Below are 14,708 nucleotides of genomic sequence, written 5' to 3' on the forward strand. Positions count from 1 at the left end.
GCACCTGCAACCAATGCGCCTACACCAACGCCTGAAAGTAATCCTCGTAACACCTATCTGCCCCCGTGACGCCCCAGTCCGGTAAATTCCCCTGCGGACCTTGACGGTCCCTCTCATACAGGATCATGTATGCGCCGACTATACCGCCACCTTTACGGTCGGCAAAACCCCTAAATGCTTGTTGGGCCTACCATGTTGCTCTTGATCGATAACTACGACAGCTTCACCTACAACCTAGTCCATTACTTGGGCGAATTGGGCGCGGATGTTGTCGTCAAACGCAATGACGCCCTCACCGTTCAGGACGCGATGGGCATGAACCCCGAAGCGATCCTACTGTCCCCTGGCCCCTGCGATCCTGCTCAGGCGGGGATCTGCCTTGCACTGACAACGGCGGCGGCAGAAACAAAGACACCGCTGATGGGCGTCTGCCTCGGTCACCAAACCATTGGCGAGGCGTTCGGCGGCAAAGTTGTGCGCTGCCACGAAATCGTGCACGGCAAAATGGGCACGATGCACCATAATAATAAGGGTGTTTTCGCGGACCTCCCGAACCCGTTCGAGGCGACCCGCTATCATTCCCTCGTTGTGGAACGCGAAACCCTGCCCGATTGCCTAGAGGTCACATCGTGGCTCGAGGACGGCACCATCATGGGTCTGCAGCACCGTGAACTGCCGATCCAAGGCGTGCAATTCCACCCTGAAAGCATCGCGTCCGAACACGGGCACAAACTACTTCAGAACTTCCTCGATATCGCAAAGATGAAGGTGACCGCATGAGCGACGCAATGAAGCCGCTGATCTACGCAGCCTCCGAAGGTCCGCTGTCGAAATCCCAAGCGCGTCAGGCGTTCGACATCCTCTTTAACGGCGATGCCACCCCAGCCCAGATCGCAGGTCTTTTGATGGCAATGCGGGCACGCGGTGAATCAGTTGCGGAATATGCGGCAGCGGCGGCGTCGATGCGGTCGAAATGCATCCCCGTCAAAGCCCCCGAAGGTGCGATGGATATCGTTGGAACGGGCGGCGATGGCCTCGGCACGCTGAACATCTCGACCGCGACCGCATTTGTTGTGGCTGGCGCTGGTCAGCCCGTAGCGAAACACGGCAACCGTAATGTCTCGTCCAAATCGGGCGCGGCGGATGCGCTGGGGCAACTTGGCATCAACGTCATGGTCGGCTCGGAGATCGTTGAACGCGGCCTGCAAGAGGCCAACATCGCCTTTATGATGGCCCCGATGCACCACCCCGCGATGAAACACGTGATGCCCGTCCGTCAGGAACTCGGCTGCAAAACGATCTTTAACATCCTCGGCCCGCTCACCAACCCTGCGGGCGTAAAACGCCAGCTCACAGGCGCCTTTGCCCCTGACCTGATTTTCCCGATGGCCGAAACGCTCCAAGAACTCGGTTCGGAAAAAGCATGGCTGGTCCACGGTCACGACGGCATGGACGAAATTTCGATCACCGGCGCAACCTCTGTTGCCGCCCTCGAAAACGGTGAGGTCACGGGTCGCGAGATTCACCCAGAGGACGCAGGCCTGCCCGTTCACAAACTCGCCGACATCCTCGGCGGCACGCCCGAAGAAAACGCCAAGGCGCTTTTGGCCCTGATGGAGGGCGCTGAAGGTGCCTACCGTGACGCGGTTCTGTTGAACGCAGCCGCCGCACTGGTCGTCGCAGATCGCGCGAACTCCCTCACCGAAGGCGTTGAAATCGCAATAGAAAGCATTGCATCTGGCCGCGCCATGGCCGCAATTAAAATGCTGTCCAAAGTTACCCAAGAGGCCTGATCCATGCACGTCCTAGATAAAATCAAGGCCTACAAGCTCGAACACATCGCGGCCTGCAAACAGGCCACCCCGCTCTCTGTGATTGAGGAACGCGCCCGCAACGCATCGCCCACCCGTGGCTTTGCCGATCGTCTACTTGAGGCAACCCGCACGGGCTATGGCTTGATCGCTGAAGTGAAAAAAGCCAGCCCGTCCAAGGGCCTGATCCGCGCCGATTTCAACCCACCCGCATTGGCCCAAGCTTACGAGGCTGGCGGCGCGACCTGTCTGTCCGTCCTGACCGACGGCCCGTCGTTCCAAGGTGCCGACGAATACCTCGTCGCCGCACGCGAGGCGACCAGCCTGCCTGCCCTCCGCAAGGACTTTATGTATGACACCTATCAGGTGGCCGAAGCCCGTGCGTTGGGCGCCGACTGTATCCTGATCATCCTCGCCTCTGTCTCTGACACGCAGGCCGCAGAGCTAGAGGATGCCGCGTTCCACTGGGGCATGGATGTCCTCCTCGAAGTGCACGATGCCGAAGAGCTTGAACGCGCGAGCCGTTTGAAATCGCCGCTGATGGGGATCAACAACCGCAACCTCAAAACCTTTGAGACAACCCTCGACACCACCCGCACCCTTGCGCGCATGGTGCCCGAGGATCGCACAATCGTCTGCGAAAGCGGCCTGTTCACCCCTGCCGACCTCGCCGATATGGCACGCTATGGTGCGCGGACCTTCCTCATTGGCGAAAGCCTGATGCGTCAGGACAACGTCGAAGAGGCCACCCGCACCCTCCTCGCCAATCCGCTCCGTTCGGGGGGTATGTGATGTCTGGCCTCACCCATTTCGACGACAGCGGTAAGGCGCATATGGTCGATGTCTCGGACAAAGCCGTGACATCCCGCATCGCCGTGGCCGAAGGGTTCATCACCATGTCCGCCGAAACCCTCGCCCTCGTAGTTGAGGGACGCGCCGAAAAGGGTGACGTTCTGGGCATCGCCCGCCTCGCTGGGATCATGGGCGCGAAAAAGACTTCTGACCTGATCCCGCTCTGCCACCCCCTGCCGATCACCAAAGTCGCCGTCGATCTCACCCCCGACGCCGACCTCCCCGGTATCCGCATTTCCGCCACGGTCAAAACCACTGGCCAAACGGGCGTCGAAATGGAAGCTCTCACCGCCGTCTCCACCGCCGCCCTTACTGTCCACGACATGGTCAAAGCCGTGCAAAAAGACATGGTCATCGGCGGCATCAAAGTCACCCTAAAAGACGGCGGCAAATCAGGGCGTTATGAGGCATGATCTCTGTCGCTGAGGCACAATCGCTTTGTCTGGCTCTCGCACCGCCGATGGCGACCGAAGAGGTGGCTTTGGCGGATGCAAACGGGCGGGTGATGGTGGTGCCTGCGGCGACGACGCGGGCGCAGCCTCCGTTTCGGTCGGCGGCGATGGATGGTTATGCCGTTCGGGACGCAGAGGTTCGGATCGGCGCGAGCTTTACCGTTGTGGGTGAATCCGCTGCGGGGCATGGTTGGAACCACACATTAGAGGCGGGTCAGGCCGTTCGGATTTTCACGGGCGCCCCTGTGCCAGAGGGCGCAGACCATGTGGTGATCCAAGAGGACATCCTCCGCGACGGTGACACGATCACGATCCAGCCGAACCTTGGCGACGGGCCGAATATCCGTCCACTCGGCGTCGATTTCGCGGCCGATTTCACCCTCTCGGCCCCGCGCCGTTTGAAATCTGCGGACCTTGCGCTTTTGGCGGCGATGAATGTGCCGACGGTGACGGTATCGCGCAAACCACGTGTGGCCTTCCTCGCCACGGGGGACGAATTGGTGATGCCGGGGCAGACCCCGTCCAATGACCAGATCATCGCGTCGAACGTCTATGCGCTCAAGGCGATGGTCGAGGATGCAGGCGGTGAGGGCATCATCCTCCCCATCGCGCCCGACACCGAGGACGGGTTGCGTGCAGCGATGACCGATCTATTCCAATACGATGTGGCCGTGACAATCGGCGGCGCATCGGTTGGCGACTATGACCTCGTGGGTAAGATCGGCGGCGAATTGGGCCTCAACCGATCCTTCTACAAAATCGCCATGCGCCCCGGTAAACCACTGATCGCAGGCGATTTTCAGGGCCGGCCTTATCTCGGCCTACCTGGAAACCCCGTCTCTGCCATCGTCTGCGGGATCATGTTCCTGATCCCTTTGGTCCGCAAATTACAGGGCCTGTCCGATGTTCTACCAGAGACCACCCCTGCCCGACTTGCCGCCGACATCGGCAAAAACGGCCCGCGCGAACACTACGAACGCGGCACGCTGAAAAACGGCGCGGTCACGGCGGCGAGGTCCCAAGACAGCTCTCTTTTGTCGATCCTCGTGCAGTCCAACTGCCTGATCGTGCGTCCGCCCAATGATCCGCCCCGCAAGGCAGGCGAGATGGTCGATGTCATCGCCCTCTGACAGGTTCCCGTTGACACAAAACGAGAACACATGTAGAACAATGGCAAAACCTATGCGAACATTCGCTGCCATTGGGGACGAGCCATGCTGACAAAGAAACAGCTCCAACTACTCGAATTCATTCACGCTCGCGTTCAGAAAGAGGGCGTTCCACCGTCTTTTGACGAGATGAAAGAGGAACTTGGTCTTCGGTCTAAATCGGGCATTCACCGCCTGATCACAGGGCTAGAGGAACGCGGGTATATCACCCGCCTCGCCCACCGTGCCCGTGCGCTGGAGATCACGCGTTTGCCTGACGCACTGGCGAAAAAATCGGGCGGTTTCCAACCGCGCGTGATTGATGGCGACCGTCCCGACAGCATCCCGCCGGCCGCGAAATCGGTGGAAAGCGTGGGCGCTCTTGAACTGCCTGTCATGGGTCGCATCGCCGCTGGTGTGCCGATTGCCGCGATCCAAGAGATTTCCCACAACGTCGCCGTCCCGCAGAGCATGATTGGCCAAGGCGAACATTACGCGCTCGAGGTTAAGGGTGACTCGATGATCGACGCGGGCATCAATGACGGTGACATCGTGATCATCCGCGAAACCCAGACCGCATCAAACGGTGACATCGTGGTCGCTCTGGTCGAGGACGCCGAAGCCACGCTGAAAAAGTTCCGCCGTCAGAACGGAATGATCGCGCTAGAGGCAGCAAACCCTGCCTATGAAACCCGCATCCTGCACGACCATCAGGTCAAGGTTCAGGGCCGTCTCGTCGGTTTGATCCGCACTTACTGACGACCTCCACCACCAGAATTCCAAAGCCGCTCGCCAGTCACCTGTCGGGCGGTTTTTATATCTCTATCAGGCATAATCGCCACGGACCCGACGTGCTGGAGCCTCTCTAGATCAAACTCCTCACAAGGTCGCTCCACCTGATCACGTTGGTTCGTCACAACAATATCGGCCCCATCGCAACCCTCTAACTGGTCGAGCGCGGTTTTGCCTCGCACCAACAGCACTTCCCACCCAGCGACCTCGGTTCGATAAGTCCGCCCGACCACATCAAACCCACCTCGCACCGCCGCCCCCTCTTGGGTCGCCCCATCCCCATCACCGCGCAACCATGCCTCGGCCGCAAAGCTATCGCCCGTCCCGCGCGATAGGCTCCGCCCGTTGTCCACCATTACGCCCAACAACCCGCCCGTGTCCGAGATCAGCAAGGCTGGTCGTTCGCCCCCCGACCACAGTGCCAAACTGACCACCACTGGCACGATCCCAAACCACCGCCAGCGTCCCTGCCAAAGCACCGTAAAAATCGCCCCCAACGCCAACAACGGCAGGACAATAGGCGGCGGGCTGACCACAAACCCAACCGCATTAGGCCACCCTGCCACCGTTGCGGACACCCATAGGATCCAACCGATCCCCTGCTCCATCAGCCACAACCCGATCCAGTCGAACCCGAGCGGCGTCAAAACGACTGCCAACACCACCGCTGGCATGACGACGATCCCCATCACGGGCACCGCCATCAGGTTCGCGATCAACCCATAGTGGGAAAATTGGTTAAAGTGCGCGGCTGAGAACGGCGCCGTTGCCAGCCCCGCGACCAAGGACGACAGGAACACCGCGCCGACACCGCGCAAGGCCCTTGGTAGTAAATATCCGCGCCCACGTAAGGCTCCGAACACTGCGACCAATGCGGTGGTTGCGGCAAAGGACATCTGGAAACCGGGACCAGCGATTTCCTCTGGTCGGGTAACGATCACGATGGTCGCGGCAAAGGCCACCGCCCGCAGCGTCACGGCCCGACGGTCGAGAAGCACCGCCACAAACATCACTGCGATCATGATGAACGCCCGTTCTGTCGCGACCGCCCGACCTGACAGCAGCAAATAGAATGCCCCAACGCAGAGCGCCGCCACGGCTGCGATTTTCTTCACGGGCAGACGCAACGCCACAGCAGGAAACAAAGCCGCCCCCATGCGGATCGCGGCAAAAACCACCCCCGTCAGCAGCCCCATATGCAGCCCTGAAATCGCCAACAAATGCGCGAGGTTTGTGGCCCTTAGACCTTCAACGACCTCTGCATCAATGGACGACCTATCGCCCGTGAGGATCGCCGCCGCAAAAGCACCGCTATCGCCTTCGAGCCGCGTTCGGATATGGTCGCCAACCCTCATGCGCAGCACATCAATACCCAGCCCGCTCGGGTCGTCATCCAGCGCCAAAACGGGCGTCCGCGTGTAACCGACCGCCCCCAACTGATCGAACCATGCTGAGAGGCGGAAATCGAATCCCCCCGGCTCGACCGGACCAGAGGGCGGCGACAGGTGCCCCGTGAGGATCACAACCAGACCCGGCACGGGATCAATCCATCCCTGTTGACCATGCAGCGACACCCTGACACGGGCGGGCGTTCGGGCGGGCGCGAGGTTCTCCAACACCACATGATCGAGCGTCAAACGCACCGCATCGGACTGGGATCGGTCGATTTGCACGATACGCCCCTCTATCGGGCCGTAGTAGCGGAACCCCAATTGCGGGGCAGCAACCGCATTCGCCCGAACGCCTGCGATCAGAAAGCCGAACAAAATCAGCGCAATACCTATCCACACAACGCGCATCGACCGCCAGACCACAGCGCAAAGCACCGACAGAACGATCCCGCCGCAAACCATCGCCCAGTGAACCACGCTCGGCTCAGCCACCCCCGCGAAATATCCCGCGACGCCCATGCCCAGACAGACAGGCACCCAGTTCACGGAATGTCCACGCTGTAACGCGAGGTTTGCCCTCACCCATCCCATCACGCGCACTTGTCCTGCCCCCGTCCGGCCTATATCCCCTTCACTTGAGCCGACCATGGTTAGCGAAAGGTTAAATTGCCCATGTCCCAAACGCCCGTCGTCACCCGCATCGCGCCGTCTCCGACCGGATACATGCATATCGGAACCGCCCGCACTGCGCTGTTCAGCTGGCTCTATGCCCGTGGACGGGGTGGGAAATTCCTGCTGCGGATCGAAGACACCGACCGTGAACGCTCTACACCCGAAGCGACCGAGGCGATCCTCAAGGGGATGGAGTGGCTCGGCCTAGACTATGATGGCGAGGCGATCAGCCAGTTTGAACGCGCGGACCGCCACGCTGAGGTTGCGCATGAAATGCTGGCCTCTGGTCACGCCTACAAATGTTTCGCGACCCAAGACGAAATTCAGGCCTTCCGCGATGCGGCCAAGGCCGAGGGCAAATCGACCCTCTACCGCAGCCCATGGCGTGACGCTGATCCGTCCACTCACCCTGACTTGCCCTACGTGATCCGTGTGAAGGCTCCGCTTGAGGGCACCACCGTGATCCACGATCAGGTCCAAGGCGACGTGACCATCCGCAACGATCAGCTCGACGATATGATCGTTCTGCGTTCGGACGGCACACCGACCTACATGCTCGCCGTTGTGGTCGATGACCACGATATGGGCGTCACCCACGTGATCCGCGGCGACGACCACCTCAACAACGCGGCGCGTCAAATGCTGGTCTATACCGCCATGGGCTGGCCGCTGCCCGTCTACGCGCACATCCCGCTGATCTTTGGCCCTGATGGTAAGAAACTGTCGAAACGCCATGGTGCAACGGGCGTCGATGAATATCAGACGATGGGTTACCCCGCCGCTGGTATGCGCAACTACCTCGCCCGTCTGGGGTGGAGCCACGGCGACGACGAATTCTTTACTGATGCTCAGGCTATGGAATGGTTCGATTTCAATGGAATCGGCAAATCCCCGTCACGCTTCGATTTCAAGAAACTCGAAAACCTCTGCGGCCAGCACATTGCTAACGCTAACGATGCCGCACTGCTGCATGAACTCGAAGCATTTTTGGCCTCCACAGGGGCAAACCCGCTGACAGACGACCAACGCGACGCAATGACGCGAGGTATGTATTGCCTCAAGGAACGGGCTAAGACTTTCCCAGAACTCCTTGAAAAAGCACACTTTATCATGGCCTCGCGCCCACTAGAGATGGACGAGAAAGCGGAAAAGGCACTCGATCCTGTATCCCGTGGTATACTGTCAGAATTGACGCCGCAGTTGCAAAATGCTAGCTGGGATCGAGACACTCTGGAGGGGATCGTCGCAGCAGTCGCAGAAGCAAACGACACGAAGCTGGGCAAACTTGCCGCGCCGCTTCGGTCGGTTCTCGCAGGCCGCGCAGTAACCCCTAGTGTTTTTGATATGATGCTTGTCCTGGGGCGGGACGAAACTGTTGCACGTCTGAAAGACGTGACCGCCTAACACGACGTTTACATTACGTCGTTATATACTGGGATTACGACCAACGTCTCGGCGCGACACGCGCGCCGAGCTCCTAAACAGGGGAAAGAGAATGGCCGAGAACACAAGAAACGCCACACTGACAATCGACGGAACCTCTTACGAGCTGCCGATCTTGTCGCCGAGCCAAGGTCCGGACGTCATCGACATCCGTAAGCTCTATGGTCAGGCAGGTGTGTTCACCTACGATCCAGGCTTCACATCGACCGCGTCGTGCGATTCCACCATCACCTACATCGACGGTGACAAAGGTGAACTGCAGCACCGCGGCTACTCGATCGAGGATCTGGCCGAGAATTCGCACTACCTCGAAGTGTGCTACCTCCTGCTCTACGGTAACCTCCCGTCGAAAGAAGAACTGGAAGAGTTCGAAACCACGATCACCCGTCACACGATGATCCACGAACAGATGCACATGTTCTTCCGTGGCTTCCGTCGTGACAGCCACCCGATGGCGACCATGGTAGGCGTTGTTGGTGCGATGTCCGCGTTTTACCACGACTCGACCGATGTGAACGACGAACGTCAGCGTGAAATCGCGTCGCACCGCCTGATCGCGAAAATGCCGACCATCGCTGCGATGGCCTATAAATACTCGATCGGTCAGCCGTTCGTATATCCGCGCAACGACCTCGACTACGCTGCAAACTTCATCCACATGTGCTTCTCTGTGCCTGCGGAAGAATACAAGGTCGACCCGATCCTTGCACGCGCAATGGACCGTATCTTTACCCTGCACGCTGACCACGAACAGAACGCATCGACCTCGACCGTGCGTCTGGCGTCGTCCTCGGGCGCAAACCCGTTCGCATGTATCGCAGCAGGCATCGCATGTCTCTGGGGTCCGGCACACGGCGGCGCAAACCAAGCATGTCTCGAAATGCTCAAGGAAATCGGCACCGTTGACCGCATTCCTGAGTTCATCGCTCGCGCAAAAGACAAGAACGATCCGTTCCGTCTGATGGGCTTTGGCCACCGCGTTTACAAAAACATGGACCCGCGCGCGACCGTTATGAAACAGTCCGCAGACGAAGTTCTGGAACTCCTCGGCGTTGAAAACAACCCGCTCTTGCAGGTTGCTAAGGAACTCGAGCACATCGCTCTGAACGACCCTTACTTCAAAGAGAAGAAACTGTTCCCGAACGTCGACTTCTACTCGGGCATCATCCTCGAAGCGATGGGCTTCCCGACATCGATGTTCACACCGATCTTTGCGCTGTCGCGCACCGTTGGTTGGATTTCGCAGTGGAAAGAACAGCTGGGCGATCCGCAGATGAAAATTGGCCGTCCGCGTCAGTTGTTCCTCGGCGAAACGCAGCGCAAATACGTTCCAGTCGAAGAACGCTAAGAACACAAAAGGCCACCCAATCGGGTGGCCTTTTTTATATGACGATCGGGCCGCCACAGGACGGCCCGTTTTTCGTTAACGCCCTTCGAATTTCGCGGGACGCTTTTCGAGGAAGGCCACAACGCCCTCGCGGAAATCGCGGGTCTTACCGCATTTGCCCTGCAGCCGTGCCTCAACATCCAACTGCTCCGCCAGCGTGTTAGACTGGCTCGCCCGTAGTGCTTCTTTCAGGTGGCGGTAGGTCTCGGTCGGACCATTGGCGAGGTGCGCCGCACGGGCACGCCAATGCGCTTCAAACCCCTCCGCAGGCACCGCTTCATAGATCATGCCCCAGTCAGAGGCCTGCTGCGCTGTGATCTTATCCGCAAACATCGCCATGCCCATCGCCTTGGCCATGCCGACCTGACGCGGCAGGAACCATGTGCCGCCCGCATCGGGGATCAACGCGATCTTTGAAAACGCCTGCATGAAATACGAGGTGTCAGAGGCGATCACCACGTCCGCGCCGAGCGCAAGGTTCGCCCCTGCCCCAACAGCACCGCCGTTCACCGCAGCGATCACAGGCACAGGGCAGTCATACATCGCGTTCAGCATCGGCACATATTCGTCGCGCAGCACCCGCGCGAGGTCGAGGTTCGCCGCATTGCCACCGTCGCCCAGATCTTGACCCGAACAGAACGCAGCCCCAGCGCCGGTCAGCACGATCACCCGCGCACGGGTTTCAGCGTCCTTAATCGCATGGGTGACCTCTGCACGCATCTGCGCGTTCAGGGCGTTCATTTTGTCAGGGCGGTTCAGGGTGATCACCGCGATATTGTCGGTGATGTCCAGCGTGATGGCGGAATAATCCATGAGGGCTCCTCTGTGTCTCGGGCAGAGACTAGCAATGCCCGAGTTACAGAAAAGCAAAACCGTGCGTCACGACTTCATTATTTCCTCAAGACGCGCTTTTTCCGCGTCCGTCAGGGCATCAGATGATGCCGTTCCCTTGCGCCGCACCGTGGCAAAGCCAGCACCAAGCGCGAGGATCAACATCCCAAGGGGCGCGACCCAGAGGATCATATTGAACCCGTCTTTCGTGGGTTCGAGCAGCACATATTCACCGTAACGGGCCACGATGAAATCCACGACCTCTTCGTTCGTGTCGCCCTCGATCAAACGATCCCGCACCAAAAGCCGCAGTTCGCGGCTAATGGCAGAGTTGGAATCGTCGATGTTTTCGTTCTGACAGACAGGGCAGCGCAGCCCCTTTGAAATGTCTCGCGCACGTGTCTCTAGCACCTGATCGTCGAGCACCTCATCAGGCTGCACCGCCATCACAGGCGTCGATAGGGTCAGCAGAGCTGCAAGCAAAAGCCGTTTCATTCTGCCGCCACCATATTCGCTTTCGCCTTTGATTTCGCACCACCTGCGGCCACCCGCAAACGACGATCCGTCAGCGAAATCGCACCGCCCAAGGCCATCAGCAACGACCCTGCCCAAATCCAGTTGGCAAAGGGTTTGATGTAGGTGCGCACAGCCCAGCCGCCGTCGTCCTGCGGATCACCTATGACAACGTAGATGTCCTCAAACACGCCGTTGCGAATACCCGCTTCGGTCGTTGGCATCGCCGCGACCTGATAGAACCGTTTTTCAGGATGCAGGGTGGTCAGGAACTCGCCGTTTTCTTTGACGGTGAAGGTTGCCATTTGGCTCAGGAAGTTCGGCCCCTCAACACGGTCCACCGCGTCCAAGGTCAGCTCCCATTTGTCGATGGTAAAGGATTCACCGACATTGAGCGTGCGAATGTCCTCCTGCTCCCACGCCATGAGCGTCGCGATTGCGAACATCGTGATACCCAGTCCAGAGTGCGCCGTGAACTTGCCCCAATCGGCCCGCGGCAGATTGCGGATTCGGCGCAGACGGTCAGCGACCGACGCGTTCCCTGCCCGCTGCCACAGGTCCATCATTGCACCGAACACGACCCAAGCACCCAAGATCACACCAATCGGCCCCATCGCGGAATTGCCTGTCTGCACCGCAAAGGCCAAACCGCCCAAGGCCACGGCGAGGATCAGAACAGCCCACATCGGCTTCATCGCTTTGGCGACCGATCCGCGTTTCCACGCGAGAACAGCACCCGGCGGCAGGATCACCGCGAGCGCGACAAAGAACGGCGTGAAGGCCGCGTTAAAGAACGGCGCACCGACCGACAGGGTCCGCCCCGTCGTCATCTCAGCCACCAGCGGCCAGAGCGTTCCAACAAAAACCACGAACGCTGACACCGCGAGAAGGATGTTGTTCAACACCAGCGCGCTTTCGCGGCTAACGAGAGAGAACACGCCTTTTGCCTCTAGGCTGCCCGCGCGGAACGAGAACAGCGTCAGCGCCCCGCCGACAAAGACGAACAGAATGGCGAGGATAAACACCCCACGCTCTGGATCGTTGGCAAATGCGTGGACCGAGGTAATGACCCCAGACCGCACGAGGAACGTTCCCAAGAGCGAGAAGCCAAAGGCGAGGATCGCCAGAAGGATCGTCCAGCTTTTCAGGCTTTCTCGTTTCTCGGTCACGATGGCCGAGTGCAAGAGTGCCGCTGCGAGAAGCCACGGCATAAAGGATGCGTTTTCAACAGGATCCCAGAACCAGAACCCGCCCCAGCCCAGTTCGTAATAAGCCCACCACGACCCAAGGCCGATCCCGATGGTCAGGAAAATCCACGCGGCCAGCGTCCACGGACGCACCCAACGCGCCCATGCCGCATCAACGCGGCCTTCGATCAGAGCGGCCACCGCGAATGAAAACGCCATCGAGAGGCCGACATAACCGAGGTAGAGGAACGGCGGGTGGAATGCCAAACCTGGGTCTTGAAGCAGCGGGTTGAGGTCTTGCCCATTGAACGGAGGCACCTGAAGCCGCAAAAACGGGTTCGAGGTAAAGATGATAAAGGCGTAGAACGCGACCGAAATCGTCGACTGAACCGCCAGCACCCGTGCCTTGAGCGTATCGGGAAGGTTGCCGCCAAACCAACTCGCACAGGCGCCAAACAGGGTCAGGATCAACAGCCACAAGAGCATCGACCCCTCGTGGTTGCCCCAAACGCCCGACACTTTGTAAAGCATCGGTTTGTCACTGTGAGAGTTCATCGTGACCAGTTTCAGCGAAAAGTCAGAGGTGACAAACGCATAGGTCAGGGCCGCAAAACTAAACCCCACAAGGATCAGTTGCGAGGTGGCCGCGGGGTCCGCGACCGCCATCCAGTTACGCCAGCCCTTTTGGGCGCCGATCATAGGGATCACCATCTGGATGATAGCGATGCCAAAGCCCAGAATCAGGGCAAAGTGTCCGAGTTCAGTAATCATGCGATCTTTCTAACGTATTCGGGCGATCAGCCCAATCACAACGGGGCGATTGGGCGTCGTTTATGCTGATGCACCTTGACGCAGGGCTAAACGGACAAGGCCATGCCGCCCGCAACAACATAGGCCACCATCGCCATGATCAACCCGCCCATCACCAAACGGATCAGCCATTTCAGCATATCCTCAATGGCATGGAGGCGAGATTCCACCGTTGCACGGACCACTTCATCGACGGCGTTCGACGTCTCCAACCGTGCAATCCGCTGGTCCACAAGCTGCGCCCATTCATCGGTCATGATCTGCCCTCCAGTCCTCTAACGCGGGGTTCGGCTCTGCTGCGGGGGCAGCGAAAGTTGCCCCCGCGCCCAAAGCCTCAATCGCTTTGACCCGCGAGGTCACAACGGCGGCTTGGGCGGCGGTTTCTGCGACGGACTGCTGGAAATCCTGCGCTTTGGCCTGATGGCGAGCCCCGAAATAGAAGGACACAATCGCGCCCATCAACCACCAGAGCGGCTCTGGCACCAGCGCGATCCCCTGCATTCGACCCGCAAACCAGATCGGATCGACCATCGCCATAACAAACAGCCCCAGCGTTCCGAATGCCAACAAGGGACGGGGCAGACGGTTGAGCCCGTCTATCACCCGATCGAACAGTCCCTTGCGGTCCCCCCTGAACTCTGCCGCGAACTGGTCGCGCGCCTGAGCCTTGGCCGAGGCATCGCGCACCGCGCCTGCCTCTGTGTTTTCCGCAAATATTCCAACAGTTTCCGTGACGATATTGCGGCCATTCCCGAACAGAGCGTCCATGATGCGTGCGATTAACCCCATGCCGACACCCGTTGTTTGTGTGCCTCATCCGAGAGGTGATACCGCGCGCTGACAAATGCTTCGGCGCGGAGAATCCAGCCGCCTTTCCCACCATCCCTGCGCGTTGCGAATTTACGCAACGATGGGCGACCATCGGCCAAAGCGTAGTAATAATTGCGCCGTGCGATCCCGTAGGCATCGACGATATGATCAGGGGCGGCATCATAGCCACGATGCGCCGCCGCAATCGTCTGCGGCCCCAGCACCCCGTCAATCGCGACAGGGATACGCATATCGCACAACAGCCGCTGGAGGATACGCACCGCCCCCGCGCCCGCGTTCACATACATATCGAACACGCTCGCCTGTAGCGGCTCTGGCAACTCGCCGATACGTGGCTGGTTGAAGTAGTGTTCGACGAAGATATCGACGGCGTCCGTTTCGCGTAGCGCCCGCACATCGCGGTCGTCAATGCGCCCGTCCCCCGTCACATCGCGCCGCAACCGTTGCAGCGTAGCGAGGGTCACACCGAATTTCGTAGGACCACCGGGATCGGCGGGATCGTTTACATAGCCACCCTCACGAGCGACGATGCCTTTGGCAATCTCTTGGACAGTTTGCATAGCTCGGCCTCTTTTTGATTGAGACCAA

The 14,708-nt window shown here is 59.5% G+C and carries 15 protein-coding genes; 8 read left to right on the top strand and 7 right to left on the bottom strand.

From position 1 onward, the window contains the following. Positions 1–192 precede the first annotated feature (192 nt). The 6 genes from AC07ED_RS04675 to lexA all read left to right on the top strand — a co-directional run bounded on the left by AC07ED_RS04675 (position 193) and on the right by lexA (position 5,022). Positions 193–780: an aminodeoxychorismate/anthranilate synthase component II gene (locus tag AC07ED_RS04675; RefSeq protein ID WP_105234906.1), complete on the top strand. Its 588-nt coding sequence runs from the start codon at positions 193–195 to the stop codon at positions 778–780. Then, positions 777–1,793, top strand: a complete 1,017-nt coding sequence (trpD, locus tag AC07ED_RS04680) for an anthranilate phosphoribosyltransferase (RefSeq protein WP_105234905.1) — start codon at positions 777–779, stop codon at positions 1,791–1,793. The genes AC07ED_RS04675 and trpD overlap by 4 nt, the downstream gene beginning before the upstream one ends. A gap of 3 nt (positions 1,794–1,796) precedes the next feature. Then, complete coding sequence (gene trpC / locus AC07ED_RS04685) at positions 1,797–2,603, top strand: indole-3-glycerol phosphate synthase TrpC (RefSeq protein ID WP_105234904.1); 807 nt, start codon at positions 1,797–1,799, stop codon at positions 2,601–2,603. Next, positions 2,603–3,076 carry a cyclic pyranopterin monophosphate synthase MoaC gene (gene moaC / locus AC07ED_RS04690; RefSeq protein WP_105234903.1) on the top strand — a complete coding sequence of 158 codons (474 nt, stop codon included), beginning with the start codon at positions 2,603–2,605 and terminating at the stop codon, positions 3,074–3,076. Before trpC ends, moaC begins: the two co-directional genes overlap by 1 nt. After that, a complete protein-coding gene (locus AC07ED_RS04695; protein ID WP_105234902.1) occupies positions 3,073–4,245 on the top strand; it encodes a molybdopterin molybdotransferase MoeA in 1,173 nt (390 codons plus the stop codon). Before moaC ends, AC07ED_RS04695 begins: the two co-directional genes overlap by 4 nt. Before the next feature lie 84 nt (positions 4,246–4,329). Next, a complete protein-coding gene (gene lexA, locus AC07ED_RS04700) occupies positions 4,330–5,022 on the top strand; it encodes a transcriptional repressor LexA (protein WP_105234901.1) in 693 nt (230 codons plus the stop codon). Here lexA and AC07ED_RS04705 read toward each other — a convergent pair. Further along, positions 5,016–7,094: a ComEC/Rec2 family competence protein gene (locus AC07ED_RS04705; protein WP_245918137.1), complete on the bottom strand. Its 2,079-nt coding sequence runs from the start codon at positions 7,092–7,094 to the stop codon at positions 5,016–5,018. The genes lexA and AC07ED_RS04705 overlap by 7 nt on opposite strands. 24 nt (positions 7,095–7,118) lie before the next feature. Here AC07ED_RS04705 and gltX point away from each other — a divergent pair, with 24 nt between their 5' ends. Beyond that, on the top strand, positions 7,119–8,522 hold the full coding sequence (gene gltX, locus AC07ED_RS04710; RefSeq protein ID WP_105234899.1) for a glutamate--tRNA ligase: 1,404 nt from the start codon (positions 7,119–7,121) through the stop codon (positions 8,520–8,522). Between the two features lie 91 nt (positions 8,523–8,613). Next, positions 8,614–9,909, top strand: a complete 1,296-nt coding sequence (locus AC07ED_RS04715) for a citrate synthase (protein WP_105234898.1) — start codon at positions 8,614–8,616, stop codon at positions 9,907–9,909. Between the two features lie 75 nt (positions 9,910–9,984). Here the strand turns inward: AC07ED_RS04715 and AC07ED_RS04720 are convergent, their stop codons facing one another. The 6 genes from AC07ED_RS04720 to AC07ED_RS04745 all read right to left on the bottom strand — a co-directional run bounded on the left by AC07ED_RS04720 (position 9,985) and on the right by AC07ED_RS04745 (position 14,680). Continuing rightward, positions 9,985–10,761, bottom strand: coding sequence for an enoyl-CoA hydratase-related protein (locus AC07ED_RS04720; protein WP_105234897.1), 777 nt, complete (start codon positions 10,759–10,761; stop codon positions 9,985–9,987). A gap of 66 nt (positions 10,762–10,827) precedes the next feature. Further along, positions 10,828–11,274, bottom strand: coding sequence for a cytochrome c-type biogenesis protein (locus tag AC07ED_RS04725; protein ID WP_105234896.1), 447 nt, complete (start codon positions 11,272–11,274; stop codon positions 10,828–10,830). Beyond that, positions 11,271–13,250: a heme lyase CcmF/NrfE family subunit gene (locus AC07ED_RS04730; protein WP_105234895.1), complete on the bottom strand. Its 1,980-nt coding sequence runs from the start codon at positions 13,248–13,250 to the stop codon at positions 11,271–11,273. Before AC07ED_RS04730 ends, AC07ED_RS04725 begins: the two co-directional genes overlap by 4 nt. Positions 13,251–13,336: 86 nt before the next feature. Further along, entirely contained in the window at positions 13,337–13,546 is a 210-nt protein-coding gene (locus tag AC07ED_RS04735; RefSeq protein ID WP_105234894.1) for a pseudouridine synthase, read from the bottom strand. Next, positions 13,536–14,078 (bottom strand): holin family protein, encoded by a 543-nt coding sequence (locus AC07ED_RS04740; protein WP_105234893.1) that lies wholly within the window; start codon positions 14,076–14,078, stop codon positions 13,536–13,538. The genes AC07ED_RS04735 and AC07ED_RS04740 overlap by 11 nt, the downstream gene beginning before the upstream one ends. Then, the gene (locus tag AC07ED_RS04745) at positions 14,069–14,680 is read right to left on the bottom strand and encodes a holin-associated N-acetylmuramidase (protein ID WP_105234892.1); all 612 of its coding nucleotides are present in this window, start codon (positions 14,678–14,680) and stop codon (positions 14,069–14,071) included. Before AC07ED_RS04745 ends, AC07ED_RS04740 begins: the two co-directional genes overlap by 10 nt. Positions 14,681–14,708: the final 28 nt, after the last annotated feature.

Source organism: Aestuarium zhoushanense, from assembly GCF_056431045.1.

Coding starts and splice junctions, on each gene's coding strand:
- AC07ED_RS04675 (WP_105234906.1), top strand. CDS start 193: ATGTTGCTCTTGATCGATAACTACGACAGCTTCACCTACAACCTAGTC.
- trpD (WP_105234905.1), top strand. CDS start 777: ATGAGCGACGCAATGAAGCCGCTGATCTACGCAGCCTCCGAAGGTCCG.
- trpC (WP_105234904.1), top strand. CDS start 1,797: ATGCACGTCCTAGATAAAATCAAGGCCTACAAGCTCGAACACATCGCG.
- moaC (WP_105234903.1), top strand. CDS start 2,603: ATGTCTGGCCTCACCCATTTCGACGACAGCGGTAAGGCGCATATGGTC.
- AC07ED_RS04695 (WP_105234902.1), top strand. CDS start 3,073: ATGATCTCTGTCGCTGAGGCACAATCGCTTTGTCTGGCTCTCGCACCG.
- lexA (WP_105234901.1), top strand. CDS start 4,330: ATGCTGACAAAGAAACAGCTCCAACTACTCGAATTCATTCACGCTCGC.
- AC07ED_RS04705 (WP_245918137.1), bottom strand. CDS start 7,094: ATGGTCGGCTCAAGTGAAGGGGATATAGGCCGGACGGGGGCAGGACAA.
- gltX (WP_105234899.1), top strand. CDS start 7,119: ATGTCCCAAACGCCCGTCGTCACCCGCATCGCGCCGTCTCCGACCGGA.
- AC07ED_RS04715 (WP_105234898.1), top strand. CDS start 8,614: ATGGCCGAGAACACAAGAAACGCCACACTGACAATCGACGGAACCTCT.
- AC07ED_RS04720 (WP_105234897.1), bottom strand. CDS start 10,761: ATGGATTATTCCGCCATCACGCTGGACATCACCGACAATATCGCGGTG.
- AC07ED_RS04725 (WP_105234896.1), bottom strand. CDS start 11,274: ATGAAACGGCTTTTGCTTGCAGCTCTGCTGACCCTATCGACGCCTGTG.
- AC07ED_RS04730 (WP_105234895.1), bottom strand. CDS start 13,250: ATGATTACTGAACTCGGACACTTTGCCCTGATTCTGGGCTTTGGCATC.
- AC07ED_RS04735 (WP_105234894.1), bottom strand. CDS start 13,546: ATGACCGATGAATGGGCGCAGCTTGTGGACCAGCGGATTGCACGGTTG.
- AC07ED_RS04740 (WP_105234893.1), bottom strand. CDS start 14,078: ATGGGGTTAATCGCACGCATCATGGACGCTCTGTTCGGGAATGGCCGC.
- AC07ED_RS04745 (WP_105234892.1), bottom strand. CDS start 14,680: ATGCAAACTGTCCAAGAGATTGCCAAAGGCATCGTCGCTCGTGAGGGT.